Raw genomic sequence first — 15,511 nt, 5'->3', positions numbered from 1 at the left:
ATTTTGGATCACAAGACCATTTTGAAAAAACTCAAGCTGGCTATTCAGCTGATGGAGTTGCACGATGAAAACCCTTTCAAAATCAGAAGCTATCAAAGTGCCCTCATTTCACTCGAACGGGGAGATCAAGATATCATGGACCTGAGCGAGGAGGAACTTGGAAAGATCAATGGGGTGGGAAAAAGTATTTTGGAAGCTATTCGGTCACTAAAAGAAACAGAAACTTTTCCAGCCTTGGAGGAACTTCTTGCCAAAACTCCGGAAGGAATTCTTGAAATCCTTCAAATCAAAGGCTTGGGTCCAAAAAAAGTAAAAATTCTATGGGAAGAAATCGGCATTACTTCCATCCATGAATTGATGGAAGCCTGCCAAAGTGGAATAGTTGCCAAAACCAAAGGATTTGGAGAAAAAACTCAGGAAACCATCATCCAAAATCTGGAATTCAAAGCCTCCAATGCCGGAAAGTGGCTCTATGCGGACATTGAACCCTTCATCCAGGAACTGAATACCACCTTCAATACCTTGTTTGAACATGCGCAAGTGACCCCAGTGGGCGAATTTGCCAGAAAATTGGAAATCATTTCCGAAGTCGAATTTTTGATTTCCTCAGCTACTCTTACCAGTCTAAAATCCCATTTAAGCACCTTTGAGCCCATCGAATGGAACTGGACTCAATCCGGTCCCATGACCTGGAGAGGGACCACTCGGGATCCGCAGGTAAAGATCAAAATTCATTTTTGCCATCCTGAAGACTTCCTTTGGAAAAAACTTCTCCTCGAAGGTTCTAAAGCTCATCTGAATTCTCCGGTGGAACAAGGAGAATCCATTTCGGAAAAAATTCTAAAAAAAGACTTTTCTTCCGAAGAGGAGTTTTTTCAAAAAAACAAGCTTCAGCCTATCCCCTTGGAAATGCGTGAAGGCTTTGGAGAAGTTGAGCAGGCAAAGGAAAATAAAATCCCTATCCTGTTGGAAGATTCCGATCTGAAAGGAATTCTGCACAATCACTCTACCTATTCCGATGGCAAGCACAGTCTTCGGCAAATGGCCGAGCACTGCAAAGCTCTCGGCTACGAATACCTAGGTATCTCAGACCACAGCCGTACCGCGAGCTATGCCGGAGGACTTGATATAGAAAAAGTTCTGAAACAACATCAGGAAATTGATCAACTCAACGCGGAACTAGCTCCTTTCAAAATTTTCAAAGGCATAGAGTCGGATATTTTGGGTGATGGAAGCCTGGACTATCCCACGGAAGTGTTGGCCAGTTTTGACTTCATTGTTTCTTCGGTTCATTCCATTCTCAATATGGATGTGCGACGGGCCACAGATCGCCTGATTACCGCCATTTCCAATCCATACACCACCATTTTGGGTCACCCGACTGGACGACTTTTGCTTCGAAGAGAAGGCTATCCGATCGATCACCGGGCCGTGATCGATGCCTGTGCGGCACATGACGTGGTCATCGAAATCAATGCAAATCCCTGGAGACTCGATCTGGATTGGAGATGGGTAAGGTATGCGATGGAGCAGGGAGTCAAACTCTCCATCAATCCGGATGCTCACGAAATGGACGGCTACGCCGATATGAAATATGGTGTCCTGGTCGGCAGAAAAGGAGGACTTTCCAAAGAAATGACGTTCAATGCCCTAAGCAGAGAAGAAATTGCTGCTTACTTTGCAACGCGAAAAGCTAAAATCAAATAAACCCTAAAAACTAAATCTCATAAAGAACTCCGCCCATAAATTTTTATCCTCTAGCTTCTCGCTTCTAAACTCTTGCCTCTATAAAATGAAACTAACCGACCTTCCAGAACCCATCCTCCTTCAGCGCTCTTTTCTTTTTGGACTTACCGGAATCATTCTCGGGGCACTTTCTATTCTGAATACCAATCTTCAATGGCTGGATGCTCCCATGGGCCCATTGAATGGAGTTAGCTTTTTCCTCCAGTTTGCGGGGATTGGCATGTCAATCATTGTTCTCCGCCGAAGAAAAGTCGCGCAAGAGTACAAGGAAAAGTCACAAATGATGATCCTGATCATGAGTGTAGCCTTGTTGTTTTTTATTTTTTCCCTTTAAGCGCCTGATTTTTTTTTATTTCCAAACCATCTGATTTACAGTCGATTTAGAACACTTTCAAAAAAAGATTTAACTTTTTTTAATTTCCAGCGCAACCCTTTTTTCGGGGCTTGCATCTACCCATTTGAAAGCCAACCGGAATGTTTAACAGAACCAACTTTTCTACTGAAGACGGACTCCTCAAGGGTTGCCTACGCGGCGACCGCGCAGCACAGCGCCACTTGTACGAATCCTATTCTGGGAAATTTCTGGCCATCTGTATGCGATACCTCAAAGATCGCGAACATGCCGAGGACGTGATGATCGAAAGCTTCATGAAAATATTCGACAAACTCCCCCAATACCAGTCCAAAGGGAGTTTTGAAGGCTGGATGAAGCGAATCGTCGTCACGCAGGCGCTCATGAAACTGAGAAGCAACCGTCATCTGATGATGGAAGTCAACTTGGAGTTTGAGGCCGATTACCAAGATCATCAGTACGAACTGACTCACCTCGAGGCAGCCGAACTGATGGATCTGGTCAAAAGCCTCCCGGTAGGTTACCGGACGGTGTTCAACCTCTATGCGATCGAAGGATATTCCCACCAGGAAATCGCCGATCTCCTGGGTATCACCGAAAGCACCTCCAAATCTCAGCTCAATCGCGCCCGAACCGCGCTCAAAGAAAAAATCGCCAGTCTGCAACCCAAAACCAAGACAAACCATGGCTAAGCAAAACGAACAACTCGACCGGTTTTTCAGAGAAAAGCTGGAAGGTCATCAAGAAAAGCCCAGCATGCTCGCTTGGGAACGCCTGGAATCTCAGCTTCCTTCCTCCCGATCCTCCAATCGGGGAATTTGGTGGGCAGTCGCAGCTTCGGCTTCTGTACTGCTGGTAGCCGGTTGGTTCTTCTGGAAAAACACCGGGGAACTAGAACCCGATCAGCTGCTGGCAGAAGATGGATCAGCAACCAAAGAAGTCCCCACCGAAACTCAATCAGTGGAAAATGCTGAAGCAAATCCGGAAATCCTTCCAGAATTGCCTGCTGTCGAACCTCAAATCACGAAAACGACAGCGACACCTGCGAAATCAAATCAAACCCAATCCACTCCAAAACAGCATATCAAATCCCTTCCGAATTCTTCCACAGAACAAAAACCTCAAAACCTGATCGCTGAAGCAGAAATTCCACAAAAAGAAATCCAAATCGGAACTCCACAAATTGGATTGGAAATCAACGAAGTAAAATTACCTGAAATCCAACCAAACACTATTCAGCAAGCAGTAGCAGAGGCTAAAGCATCTGAAGAAGAGGCTCCCCTTTACCGAATCAACATTTATTCGGATGGATTGAAAAAGGGAGTCGAACCGGAGAAAAACCTGATCACGGAAGTGGGTAAGACGGTGAGCAAAGTGGAAGGCCTCCTCGGAAAAGTAGATGAGGGTTTTGCAGAACTTCAAGACAAAAAAAACAATCTGTTCGCTTCGCTTACCTCCAGAAAGCAAGCTGACGAATAACAAAAAACTAAACCAACTACCACCTTTTAAAATCTGAAAAAATGAAAAAGTACCTGCTTTTATTTTGCCTGATGGCTTTGGTTCAAGTGGCCTTTGCCAATTCCGAAAATCCATTTTCCAAACTAAACGAGCACGCGATCCAAAAAGACAGTGTTGTAGTCGAGTTCGGAAAATCAGGCAAAGTCGTCATCATCGTTGATTCTAAAGAAGATTTCGAAAAACTCAAACTGATGAACATCAATCAGATCATCAGCGAACTCGATCTGGTCGAAAACAAAGAGACCGGTGAGTTGACCATCGTCGAGATCCGAAAAAGAGACGGATCGGTCAAAGAAGTGGTCAAAGTACGAGAAGACGGAGCCGAAACCGAAGTCCGTGTAGGTGGGATGCGTGTCTATGTAGATGAATCCGGAGCAAATACCAAAGTCAAGGTGGAAACCGGTGGAGGCAAACCCAAGCATGACAAGCCTTTCCGCACCTATTTCAACTTTGACCTGGGGATCAACAATCTGCTGGAAGATGGAAAATTCCCGACTTCCGACAATCCCTACTCCGTCAAAGGTTGGGGCAGCTGGAATGTGGGCATGAACTGGATGGCCTCACAGAAGATCAGCAACGGCTTTTATTGGGATTTTGGGCTGGGTTTCCAATGGTACAACTTCAAGTTGGAAAACCGGGACTTTCAGGCAGTCCGAGGAAACGGGTCCATTGAATTCCTGGAGCGGAATGATGTAGACGGCATGAAAAGCAAAATCTCCGCTTCTTACCTGACTGCCATGACACTTTTTAAATTGGACTTTGGAAAGATGGACGGTGACGGCAAAAGAGGACTTCAGCTGGCTGCAGGTCCTTATGTGGGATATCGTCTGGGTGGCAGATCCAAATTTGTCTATGAAGAGATCGGAGGTTCAGGACGCCGCAAAGACAAAGAAGCGACCGGACTTTATCTGGAAAATCTCCGATACGGTGTACGTGGCGAACTGGGCATCGGCCGGGTGAAATTCTACACTACTTACGACCTCAACAACCTCTTCCAAGAAGGCAAAGGTCCTGCTGTAACCCCGATTTCTTTTGGTGTAATTTTCTAAAAAACGGGGAGCCAAACCTCCCCTCACTTCTACTTCTTTAAACCAACTATTTTATGAAAAAAGCCTACCCTATTCTTCTCGTCCTGGCCATGAGTTTACCCATTTTGGGTTTTTCTCAAGAAAGCAAAACCGTTGTGAAGTCTAAAACTTTTCACTTTCTGGGAGAAGACTGGACTTATCAAAAATTCAGTGATGGCACTAAATCCTGGGAAGCAGATATTGAGGAAAAAAACTGGAATGATACGAATGGCACGATCAAAAAATCGTCCAAATACTCCGGAGATATCGCCACTGATTTGGGTATTAACCTTTGGAATCCCAGCGACCAAACGCCTGCCGTCAAGCCTTGGGGATCCTGGAATGTTGAAGTGAAATATTTAGGCCGATATAAGGCTTCCAAAAACTTTCACCTCAACACTTCCCTGGGAGTCAACTGGTTCAACTACAAATTGGAAGATCGAAATCTGATCGCGGCAAGAACGCCGAACGGAATAATTTGGGAAGAATTTACCGAAGGAGAAGGTACCAAAAGCAAAATCTCCGCTTCCTATGCCAACCTAACTTTTGTGCCCACCCTGCTGAGCAACAACCAAAAGTTGCGCATTGGATTTGGTGGCTATGCGGGATTGAGACTCGGAGGCCGAGGAAAGTTTGTATATGAGGATGACAACGGCAATTCCCGAAAACAATTCGATAAAGTAAATATGTTCGCATCCAATGTGCGCTATGGGTTGCGAACAGAGATCGGTGTAGGAGATGTCAATGTATTCCTCGATTACGATCTCAACAATTTCTTTATGGCAGACAAAGGCCCTGAAGTTCAAGCCATCAGCTTTGGTATTTCATTCAAATAAACCTCCCAAAAATCTATGAAAAAATCATTCTCAGTCTTCATTTGCGTTTGTCTCCTGCTAGTAGGAGGCCATAATGCACTAGCTCAAAATGTCTTGGTGGACACCCAAAAATCCTACCCCAACATCAAGACCATCGAGGTAAACGGCGGGTGGCTGGATGTAAGTTATCAAGGAGGAAGTTCAAGCACTGTGGATGTCACAGCCTACTTGGCCTCCAATGACAACGATCAGGACATCATCTTTGTAACGGTCGGAGATGTACTCAAAATCAGCCTTGAACGCAAGCAGAGCAACTATTCCTGGAACAGCCGGAATAAAGGCTTCATCAAAATCACAGGTCCTGAGACTATGAATGTGAAATTCAGAAACAGTTCAGGAAGCCTTTCTGTAGATCGGGTAAGCGCCCCTGAAACCTCCCTTCAGGTAAGTTCGGGAAAAGTATCCGCTTCCAATATCTCAGGAGATTTGCAAATCGGTGCCAGCTCAGGCAATCTGCAGGTAAATGGAGTAAAAGGAGATGTTCAGGCAAAAGTCACTTCCGGAAATGCTTCCATCAATCAGGTAGAAGGAAATGTGACCTACCAATCCACCAGCGGATCATTGGACGCAGACGGTGTGAAAGGATTGTTGTCCGTCTCCCTGACCTCCGGAAATGCCAAACTGAACAATATTGGCTCTCTGGGAAAGCTACAGTTTACTTCCGGAAATATCCGGGCCACCATGGCGGGACTGAGTGATCAGACCCAGTTCAACGGAACCTCCGGCAACTTCAACATTCAGACAACAAGTGACCTCAAAAGCTTCAACTATTCGCTAAAAGCATCTTCAGGTAACCTTAAAGTTGGGACTGTTTCCACCGGAAAAACGCTGGAATTGTCCAATGGTGCCGCGGCTACCATCCGTGGAAATATCAGCTCAGGAAATATCACCATACAGAATTAAAGGTTGGAGATTTGAAGTTTGAGATTTAGATTTTCGATATACGGAACTTTGCCAGCAGCCTAGCTAGAAATTCAAATGAACTAGTAAATGAAAATTCTTGGATTTCTTCGGTCTTCCGTCTACGGTCTCCCAGCCCAAAATCAAAGGAATATTTGTCTACGGGCAGAATAGCGTATAATCAGATTTAGAATTTCAAACCTCAAATCCCCAATTTCAACTACTTATTGAGGCCGGGCAATTTCTCTCAGAATTTCCCGGTCTTCTTTTTTCAACTTCATCAGTCGTGTCATCCGGTCAGGACTGGGCTTGGCCAGTGAGAAAAACACCAAGGTCAAGGCAAAAATGATAATGAAAAGGGGATTACCACTGAAAAGTAATCCGATTGTACTACAAATAGACACCAAAAACAGAAACAAAAACCGCTGGGAAGTGGCTTTGGTATAGATTTTCACTTTTTCAAGCAATTCGGTCTGAGCAAAGGACTTTTTAAGATTGACATGAAAAGCCCAATACTGCCCTACCAATAAGGTTACCGAAAAAGTTATTAAAAATCCGTTAAAGAAACCTGAGAGCTGCGGGAGATCCTTGGAGATACTACCCGAATTGTGATACAGGTAAACCATCCCAAAAGCCGGAAGGGCTATCAATAAAATGATCAGCGTCAAGCGTTCTGTTCGATGGTAAATTTTTCGTAGTTCCTGAGTTTCCAAGTGGGATTGAATTATTCGATGGTGATTTTGATATCGTCGGTCAAGGGTCTGGACACGCAGCACAACACATATCCAGCTGCCAATTCCTTTTCACTCAATCCTGCATCCTCATCCATTTTCACCTGCCCGCTGAGCACCCGGCCTCGGCAAGCGGTGCAAAGCCCACTTTGACAACTGTAAGGCATATTGAGCCCTGCTGCCAATCCTGATTCCAGAACTGTTTTGCTTGGTGGCACAGTTACTACATGTTCCTCACCTTCCAGAATGATGGTCACATCTCGGGTTAAGATCCCATTGTTTATTCCTTTCAGGGCATCTTCATGCGCTTGGTGGGCTGCCGCAGAAAAGAAACTCTCGCGATGGATTCGCTCCCTTTCCACTCCCAATTCATCCAGCACTTGTTGGGTAGTCTCCATGATCCCTTCCGGCCCACACATAAAGTAAATTTCCTCATACCGCGGCTCATATTCTGCTTTTGCAAAGAGCTCTTTCAGAACTATCGGCGAAAGTCTTCCTTTCAGCCCTTTCCAATTTTCAGAAGGCTGGCTTAGGTTATGAATGACAGTCAATCGATCCGGATTGGCAAGTTGAAGAAGCTCCAGTTGTTTGTTGAAGATGATCTGCTCCTCGTTACGGCTACAATAGATCAAGGAAATGATCGATTGAGGTTCGTTGACCAAGACAGATTTCAAAATCCCCATAATGGGCGTAATTCCGCTTCCTCCTGCAATCAGAAAGAAATGGCGGCGGTTTTTGGAATGAAACTCAGTGGTAAAGTTCCCCATTGGCTTCACCACATTCAGGGTCTTTCCCGGGAAAACTTTTTCATTTAAGAAATTGGAAAAAAGTCCTTCAGGAACCCGCTTGACGGAAATCCCCGGAAAAGGATCGACAAAGGGAGAGGTGCAAAGCGAATAGGATCTGCGTTGCTCTTTTCCATCAAACTCCATGACCAAAGTCAAAAACTGACCGGGTTTGTATTCCAGATACGGCTCGGGTTGTTCGAAATAGAGTGTGACTGTATCTGAAGTTTCCCGGACTACTTCCCGTACTTTAAGCGGTAAAAATGGATTTACTTTGACCTCTTTTTCCTTTTTCTTGAAGAAATTGAACATCTGATCTTTTGGTGAATTGGCTGCAAAATTAATCTCCGAAGCGGGAAAATGACCATATACTCAGGAAATTTCAGTCAATAACCCCGAAAAGGAAGAGTAAGTTTGCTCAGCTGGGATAAATATTGAGCCAAAGTCCTGTTTTTGGCACCAAGCCCTTACCTTTGCGACTTCCGAGTTATAGACTGAATTTATCTTTTGCGCAGCAAATCAAACTGATATGGAATTAAATGCCCTCACCGCTGTCTCCTCTGTAGATGGACGCTATGCCGGCAAAACCGCCCCTCTACGTGCTTTTTTTTCAGAATTTGCCCTGATCAAGTATCGGGTACATGTGGAAGTGGAATATTTTATCGCCCTCTGCCAATTGCCCTTGCCTCAGCTGGCTAACTTTGACCATGCACTTTTCCCCCAGCTCCGGGATTGGGTGAAGCACTTTTCCATGGAAGATGCCAACTGGATCAAAACCACCGAGCGCACTACCAATCACGACGTGAAAGCCGTGGAATACTTTTTAAAAGAAAAATTCGATGAACTAGGCTTGGAGCCCTATAAAGAATTCATCCATTTCGGCCTCACCTCCCAAGATATCAACAATACGGCTACGCCTCTGATGCTCAAGCGTGGAGTTCAGGAAGTAATCTTGCCTGCCTTGGAGGAAGTGATCGAAAAGCTTGCTGACCTCGCTGATCAATGGTCTGAAATCCCCATGCTGGCCAAAACCCACGGGCAGCCCGCCTCTCCCACCCGACTGGGTAAGGAGATCAATGTCTTTGTGGTGAGGTTAAGAAAGCAGCTCGAACTCCTGGAACAGGTGCCTTATTCTGCCAAGTTTGGCGGCGCCACCGGCAACATGAACGCCCACGTTGTCGCTTACCCAGACTTCGAGTGGAATGAGTTTGCCTTCACGTTTGTGGAAAATTACCTCGGACTGGAGCGTTCGTTCCCAACTACCCAAATCGAGCATTACGACAATCTGGCTGCTGTCTTTGACGGACTGAAGCGTATCAACACCATCTTGCTCGATCTGTCCAAAGACGTGTGGCAGTATGTGGCGATGAACTATTTCAAGCAAAAAATCAAAGCGGGAGAGGTAGGTTCCTCTGCCATGCCTCACAAGGTAAACCCGATTGATTTTGAAAATGCGGAAGGCAACCTGGGTATCGCCAATGCCCTTTTGGAGCATTTGGCAGCCAAACTCCCCATTTCCAGATTGCAGCGTGACTTGACGGACAGCACCGTATTGCGGGTCATTGGAGTACCGCTGGCCCATATGCTGATTTCTCTGGAGTCTTTGCAAAAAGGCTTGGGCAAACTGGAACTGAATCAGGCAGCGATCGATGCGGATTTGGAGGAAAACTGGGCCGTGGTCGCCGAAGCGATTCAGACCATCCTGCGAAGAGAAGGCTTCCCCAAACCTTACGAAGCTCTACGCGATCTGACCCGTACCAACAGCAAAATCACCGAAGAATCCATCGCGGAATTTGTGGAAAACCTACCGATTTCCACCGAACTGAAAATCGAATTGCGAGCAATTACGCCTTTTAATTACACCGGGATTTAAGAGAGCAGTGATGCAGTCTCAGTTGGCAGAGTGAATCGGTCAACTGAGGCTATGCTGCCGTGAGTGTCAAAATTTACGACCGTGAGTACTTAACTTTGCCGCCGTGAGTGTCCCCACTCACGGCTTTTTATAACTTTTACTGAGTACCCAACTTTTAAATCCTCTCCCCTATATGAGTCAAAAACCCAAAGCGATCTTTACCTGTCTCATAAAATTCAAAGGAAGAAAACGGGTATTCAAGAGGATTATCAACCAACATCCATTTCCCCCGACACGGATTATGGTGGATGTAATCAAGCTTTTGATAGATAACATTCGGATTAAACAACTCCACTGGAAGTGAATCCCTTTGCCAAAAAGAATGAGATTTATTGACCTCTTCCACCGCAAAACTTCTAAGTAATTCAGAATTCTCTTTTCTCAATTTTTTCAAAAATTCATGTCCCGTAAACTTCAAAAAACTGGCATGAGGGGATTCCTTTCCGTTCAATCCCATCATTTCCCAAATGACATGTATATGATTTGGCATGATGACAAAAGCATAGACTCGGATTAAGGATTTCGAAACCAAATAGGCTAGGCTATTCAGGATGATTTGTTTGAATTCCCTTTTATCAAAAAGAGGGATCCAGTCCTTTATGGTGGCGGTGAAAAAGTAGAGTTTTTCAAGTTCCATTTTTCATTCAAAAAATTGATTTATAGCAGGTTAAATATCTGAAAAAACTTGAAAAATACTTCAGATAATTTATTTGTAGTCGTGAGTGGAGACTTGCCGTGAGGTAATCAGACTCTCAAGAAGAGAAATCCAAGATTCCTACAACCTTAAAACTTGCCTTTTGTGTACAAAGGACTTATTGATTTGATTTTCATCTGTGAGTGGGGACACTCACAGGGGCGAAGTGATTAATCCGTTTAATTACACTGGGGTTTTAAGTTAAGTTGGCAAAAATAAGTGATCAGTTCCCAGTTAACTGAGCACTTCACTGTCTTAAGTCCCATGCCGCCGTGAGTGTCCACTCACGGTTTTTCGTTTTTCTCCGCCTATATAGTTTCTGAACACTACCAGCGCCCTTACGCCTTCGGCAAAAAAACCTCCGCCATCATGCACCTCACGGATCCGCCTCCGAGCTTTTCGATGGTGGGAATGGCCGGACTGATGATCGTCGTGTACTTTTCAATTTGCTGGATTTGACCCACATTGAGTGAATCCAACGCCGCCTGAGACATCACGGTAAACTTCTCGCCACCGTCATTGCTCACTTCCAGCATATTTCCGGCAAACTGAAACTTTTGCCTTGCTGTGATCGGAATGACTTTTTTTCCCGAATTGGCCAATCCATCCTTTACTTTTTGACGGTCGGCAGATTTGACGATGGTCTCCAGACACACCACGGCAATGTCCGTACCCACATGCATCATTACATTGGTATGATAGATCGGCGAAAGCCTCCCTCCCACTTCCTGCATGGCCTCAAAACTTACCACTTGATAGCCAAGCAACTTACCTACATACTCGAGGGGAACAGGATGAGTCCGCTCCGAAAAGCAGGCATAAATCACCTTTGCCTGCCGGTCCAGCACCATACTTCCAGTTCCCTCCAAAAACTGTCCATGCTCCTCGAAAAAGCTTAAATCAATGATCTCGGATATCCCAAAACCCAAATGAAGCAACTGCTCCAAAATCTCCTTTCTCCTTTCCAAGCGACGGTTGGGGGAAAGCATGGGATACAAAATCACCTTGCCGTCGGGATGGGTACTCAGCCAGTTGTTGGGGAAAATGGCATCGGTTTTCATCGGACTTTCGCTATCCTCTACCACCAACACTTCCACACCTTGGTCTCTCAAAAGCGCAACAAAACCGTCAAACTCAGCCACAGCCAGCTGTTGGATTTCCTTTTCTGCACGCGAGTCCCTTTTTTGATAAAAGTTGCTTTCTGCCGTTTCAGGATTAAATCCAAAATGAGCAGGTCTTACCATCAATATCACCGAACTGATATGTTTCATAGTCTTTTTGGAAATCTGTAAAGGGTCGGGTGGATATTGAATCGCTTTTCGCTGATGGTAAAAAATGAATTACCGCTAGGATTGAAGCCAATAGCTTCCCCTTGGGGTTCGGGTACGTAAGGCAGTCGTTTCGGCACCCTTTGAAGGGCCTGAGGAATACTCTCCCCTGTCTTGCGCTCCCAATAGTAAATGGTAAAGTAATTTTTGATCAGAATTTTGCTTCCATCGCTGGAAATATCACCCGCGACTGAACTGGTAAAATCGAGATTATGCAGTTTTTCAAGCGTGGCCTTCCCCTTGGAAAAAGCTGATTGAGGAACCCGATAAAGGGTATTTTTATCATCCCGTTTGGACACAATAAACAAATCCCCCGAAATCGGATCCACCATGAGGGTCTCCGCATCTCTGGCACCTCCGGGATAGGTAAGCCTCAAAACTTCTGGTTTGACAGTGCTATTGGCTGTGATGGAATTGGGTTCGGGAAAACGGATAATACAGATTTCACTATGAATGGCCGCATTATCGCCTATCTCGGCCACAAAAACATAAGGCTTTCCGCCTGGACCAGGCCCTACGGCAATATCTTCCCAATCCCGGTTTTTTACTCCTTCCAGCTCCATGACACCCAATTCTTTTCCCAGGGAATCCAACAAGTACACTGCTGCTTCCCCTCCACTATCGGTATGGACATAAATCAGATTGGGATGCTTTTGGGAAAAAGCCAAACCGCTTATTTCTTCCAAAATGGGATTGTTGATCACCCCCTGAGGAATGCCCGCAAGGTAAACGGAATCAATTTTTAGATCCTTTTGAGCAAAAGAAAACTGGGTACAAAAACTAAAAAACAGCGTAAAAACTGAAATGAGTCGAATGTGCTTCATGTCCAAAAGTACGAATTGACGCGCGAAATGCTGCATTCGGAAAAGCTGCAGAATCATAGAAAAGTGCCAACGGCACGTTCTGTCCAAACCCAGAATTCAATTCTGGGTTTTTTGAAATCCTCAAGAATCAAGAGTGCTGAAGGCACGTTCTGTATTGTTTTGGCACTTATTGCTTACAAACCCAACCCAATCTCTAATCAAAAATTCCTTTAGGTAATACGGTCGCCCCTTCAGGGCTCGTGGACTTCACTCTGATTTTTGCCCCAAATAGAATTTGAGGCTCACACATTTAGCGCCTTCAGCGCAGGTGTTTTTCATTTAACAGGAAAAACATATCTTCTTTCTCAAAGAAAAAAATATCCCGAGCGGCTTAGCGAGGATACGATCTGCTCTGCTGTCCTGCGTCATCAGACGCTGGACCTATTCCCTAAAAACAGGAAATGCTGCTTTCGGAAAAGCAGCATAACCATTAGCATTTATCAAAGAATCAAATCTTAAACGGCAATTCATAAATCCGTTTACCCGTGAGTTTGTACACCGCATTGGCCAAGGCCGGAATGTAGGGTGGCACCGGAGGTTCGCCCACACCGGTTGGCTTTTCGGTGCTTGGGATAATGTGAACTTCGATCTTTTTGGGTGACTGAGGCATGCGGATGATCTGATAGGAATCAAAGTTATGTTGCTGCACCCTACCTTTATCAAAAGTAATCGCGGAAGTCATCGCCAAGCTGGTGGCAAACTGCGCACCGCCTTCAAACTGGGATTTGATCCGGTCGGTATTGACTCCGACTCCACAGTCTACGGCATAGTGAACCTCAGGAATATTGAGATTTCCATTGGCGTCTTTTTCCACCATCACCACACAGGCGACATAAGTCAGGAAGCTTTTGTGCGCTGCAAATCCCATGGCTTTGCCGGCAGCTAGATTTTGTGACCAGTTGGATTTTTCGGCAACGGCTTGGATTACCTTTTTCATCCGACCCGTATTCCAAGGGAAGTCTTCGATCTTCTCCCCATAGTTTTCATACTTTCCGCCTGTTTCTTCGGCAAAATTCAAGTCCCGATCTTCTCCCAACAGCTCAATCGCCTGCTGAACCGGATCCACGCCTCTTGCTTCGGCGATCTCGTCCATCATGCACTGGGCAGCAAAGGCATGGTTGATATTGCTTACCGAGCGAAGCCAACCAATCCGGGTATGGGCCTTAGACTCGTGTGTTTCAATTCGGATGTTTGGCACGTCAAATGGAAAGTCGGTACATCCTAAGCCCAATTCTCCGTCAGAAGGATGCAATTCATCCGGATTTCCTGTGGCTCCAATGGCCGGAAAAACAGAATGTTGATTCCAACCGGTGAGCTTTCCTGATCCATCCAAGGTAGCCACGATCCGCTGGGCACTATGGGAATGGTAGAAATCATGGTGCAAATCATCCTCCCGAGTCCACTGCACACGAACAGGAGTTTTGGCTGCTTTGGAAAGAAGCGCTGCTTCCACCACTCCATCGGGTTTGGATTTTCGCCCGAATCCTCCTCCTAAGAGCGTTACATTGATTTTCACTTGAGAAAGCTCGATACCCAAAGCTCCGGCCACTGCGCCTCGTGCCCACTGCGGATGCTGGGAAGGTGCCCATATTTCTACACTTCCATCACCTTTATAATCTGCGATCACTGCAATAGGCTCCATGGTGGCATGGGCATAAAATGGAATTTTGAACGTTTTGTCCAAGGTCTTGGCAGCGCCTGATTTGGCCGCATTAAAATTGCCTCGCTCACGTCTCACCTTGCCATTTTGCAGGGTGGACTTGGCCATGGCCTCGAGTTGGGCGGTGGAGTTATAGTCTTGGTTTGGGCCAAGATCCCATTCGATTTCTAAGGCTTCCCGGCCCTTTTTGGCGGCCCAGGTATTGGAAGCGAGAACGGCAAGCCCTTCCAATGGCTTATCCAAACCGGGAGGAATGCCTGCTCCTTCTATTTTCACGACCTGATTTACTCCGGGTACAGCGAGGGCTTTGGCATCATTGTAAGAAATGATTTTGGCTCCTACCACCGGACTGCGGGCGATCATAGCAATCTGCATGTTGGGCAAGTCCACATCTGCACCAAAAACCGCTTTTCCGGTTGCGATATCCTTGGCATCGTAGATGGCCACATCGGTTCCGACCAATTTGTATTCGCTAAGCTCCTTGGATTTCACCGCAGCCGGATCAGGTAGTGGCATGACCAACAAGTCCTGAACGAGATCTCCAAAGGTGACTTTTTTCCGACTTTCCTTCAGATGAACTTCGGAATTTTCGGTGTAGCATTCGGAGGGATCTACCCCCCACTTGGCGGCAGCGGCTTGGATCAGCATGTGTCGGGCCGTGGCTCCTGCCTTTCGCATGGGTTCAAAAAACATCCGCACCGAGAAGGATCCATCGGTATTTTGATTCCCATATTTGTCTTCATCGCCTTCGGCTTGTACGATCTTGATTTTGCTCCAATCTGCCCCGAGTTCGTCCGCCATGATCATCGGCAAGGAAGTACGAATCCCAGTACCCATTTCCGAGCGGTGAGCGATCAGTGTTACCTGATTGTCTGAATCGAAAGAGATGTACACGTTGGGAGCAAAAGTCACCACTTCCCCTTTGGGACCGGAACATTGGAAATTGACTCCCAGCAAAAAACCACCTGTAGCCAGCGAACCGATTTTGAGAAAATCCCTTCTGGAGGCCACAAAAATCTTGGAGCGATCTTCTGAGGCCTTGTTTTTATCCTTGAAAACTGGAATAAAATTTTTCATAGC

The 15,511-nt window shown here is 45.8% G+C and carries 14 protein-coding genes; 8 read left to right on the top strand and 6 right to left on the bottom strand.

The features are described 5' to 3' along the window. Window positions 1-3: 3 nt before the first annotated feature. The 7 genes from polX (at window position 4) to CLV31_RS04610 (ending at window position 6,461) form a co-directional block, all read left to right on the top strand. On the top strand, window positions 4-1,707 hold the full coding sequence (gene polX, locus CLV31_RS04640; RefSeq protein ID WP_111391727.1) for a DNA polymerase/3'-5' exonuclease PolX: 1,704 nt from the start codon (window positions 4-6) through the stop codon (window positions 1,705-1,707). An 85-nt stretch (window positions 1,708-1,792) separates the two neighbouring features. Then, window positions 1,793-2,080 (top strand): hypothetical protein, encoded by a 288-nt coding sequence (locus CLV31_RS04635; RefSeq protein WP_111391726.1) that lies wholly within the window; start codon window positions 1,793-1,795, stop codon window positions 2,078-2,080. Window positions 2,081-2,220: 140 nt separating this feature from the next. Next, on the top strand, window positions 2,221-2,790 hold the full coding sequence (locus CLV31_RS04630; RefSeq protein ID WP_111391725.1) for an RNA polymerase sigma factor: 570 nt from the start codon (window positions 2,221-2,223) through the stop codon (window positions 2,788-2,790). After that, a complete protein-coding gene (locus CLV31_RS04625) occupies window positions 2,783-3,577 on the top strand; it encodes a hypothetical protein (protein WP_111391724.1) in 795 nt (264 codons plus the stop codon). Before CLV31_RS04630 ends, CLV31_RS04625 begins: the two co-directional genes overlap by 8 nt. 41 nt (window positions 3,578-3,618) lie before the next feature. Then, window positions 3,619-4,665, top strand: coding sequence for a hypothetical protein (locus tag CLV31_RS04620; RefSeq protein WP_111391723.1), 1,047 nt, complete (start codon window positions 3,619-3,621; stop codon window positions 4,663-4,665). 53 nt (window positions 4,666-4,718) lie between these two features. Continuing rightward, window positions 4,719-5,519, top strand: a complete 801-nt coding sequence (locus tag CLV31_RS04615) for a hypothetical protein (protein WP_111391722.1) — start codon at window positions 4,719-4,721, stop codon at window positions 5,517-5,519. 15 nt (window positions 5,520-5,534) lie between these two features. Then, the gene (locus CLV31_RS04610) at window positions 5,535-6,461 is read left to right on the top strand and encodes a DUF4097 family beta strand repeat-containing protein (RefSeq protein ID WP_111391721.1); all 927 of its coding nucleotides are present in this window, start codon (window positions 5,535-5,537) and stop codon (window positions 6,459-6,461) included. Window positions 6,462-6,682: 221 nt separating this feature from the next. Here CLV31_RS04610 and CLV31_RS04605 read toward each other — a convergent pair whose 3' ends face one another. Beyond that, complete coding sequence (locus tag CLV31_RS04605; protein WP_146250862.1) at window positions 6,683-7,171, bottom strand: hypothetical protein; 489 nt, start codon at window positions 7,169-7,171, stop codon at window positions 6,683-6,685. Between the two features lie 11 nt (window positions 7,172-7,182). Next, on the bottom strand, window positions 7,183-8,286 hold the full coding sequence (locus CLV31_RS04600) for a ferredoxin--NADP reductase (protein WP_111391719.1): 1,104 nt from the start codon (window positions 8,284-8,286) through the stop codon (window positions 7,183-7,185). 217 nt (window positions 8,287-8,503) lie between these two features. Between CLV31_RS04600 and purB the strand changes: the two genes are divergently transcribed. Beyond that, a complete protein-coding gene (gene purB / locus CLV31_RS04595) occupies window positions 8,504-9,847 on the top strand; it encodes an adenylosuccinate lyase (RefSeq protein ID WP_111391718.1) in 1,344 nt (447 codons plus the stop codon). A gap of 154 nt (window positions 9,848-10,001) precedes the next feature. On the opposite strand, the gene CLV31_RS04590 is transcribed toward purB, so the two are convergent. The 4 genes from CLV31_RS04590 to CLV31_RS04575 all read right to left on the bottom strand — a co-directional run bounded on the left by CLV31_RS04590 (window position 10,002) and on the right by CLV31_RS04575 (window position 15,508). Then, the gene (locus CLV31_RS04590; protein WP_111391717.1) at window positions 10,002-10,523 is read right to left on the bottom strand and encodes a transposase; all 522 of its coding nucleotides are present in this window, start codon (window positions 10,521-10,523) and stop codon (window positions 10,002-10,004) included. 395 nt (window positions 10,524-10,918) lie between these two features. Continuing rightward, the gene (ctlX, locus tag CLV31_RS04585; RefSeq protein WP_245943322.1) at window positions 10,919-11,851 is read right to left on the bottom strand and encodes a citrulline utilization hydrolase CtlX; all 933 of its coding nucleotides are present in this window, start codon (window positions 11,849-11,851) and stop codon (window positions 10,919-10,921) included. Beyond that, window positions 11,848-12,768 (bottom strand): hypothetical protein, encoded by a 921-nt coding sequence (locus tag CLV31_RS04580; RefSeq protein WP_111392021.1) that lies wholly within the window; start codon window positions 12,766-12,768, stop codon window positions 11,848-11,850. Before CLV31_RS04580 ends, ctlX begins: the two co-directional genes overlap by 4 nt. A 451-nt stretch (window positions 12,769-13,219) precedes the next feature. Beyond that, on the bottom strand, window positions 13,220-15,508 hold the full coding sequence (locus CLV31_RS04575) for a xanthine dehydrogenase family protein molybdopterin-binding subunit (protein WP_111391716.1): 2,289 nt from the start codon (window positions 15,506-15,508) through the stop codon (window positions 13,220-13,222). Window positions 15,509-15,511 lie beyond the last annotated feature (3 nt).

Origin of the sequence: Algoriphagus aquaeductus, from assembly GCF_003253485.1 — a bacterium.
GTDB lineage: Bacteria > Bacteroidota > Bacteroidia > Cytophagales > Cyclobacteriaceae > Algoriphagus > Algoriphagus aquaeductus.
Note: the sequence above shows the minus strand (reverse complement) of the source record. Positions and strands in the feature narration are given on the sequence as shown.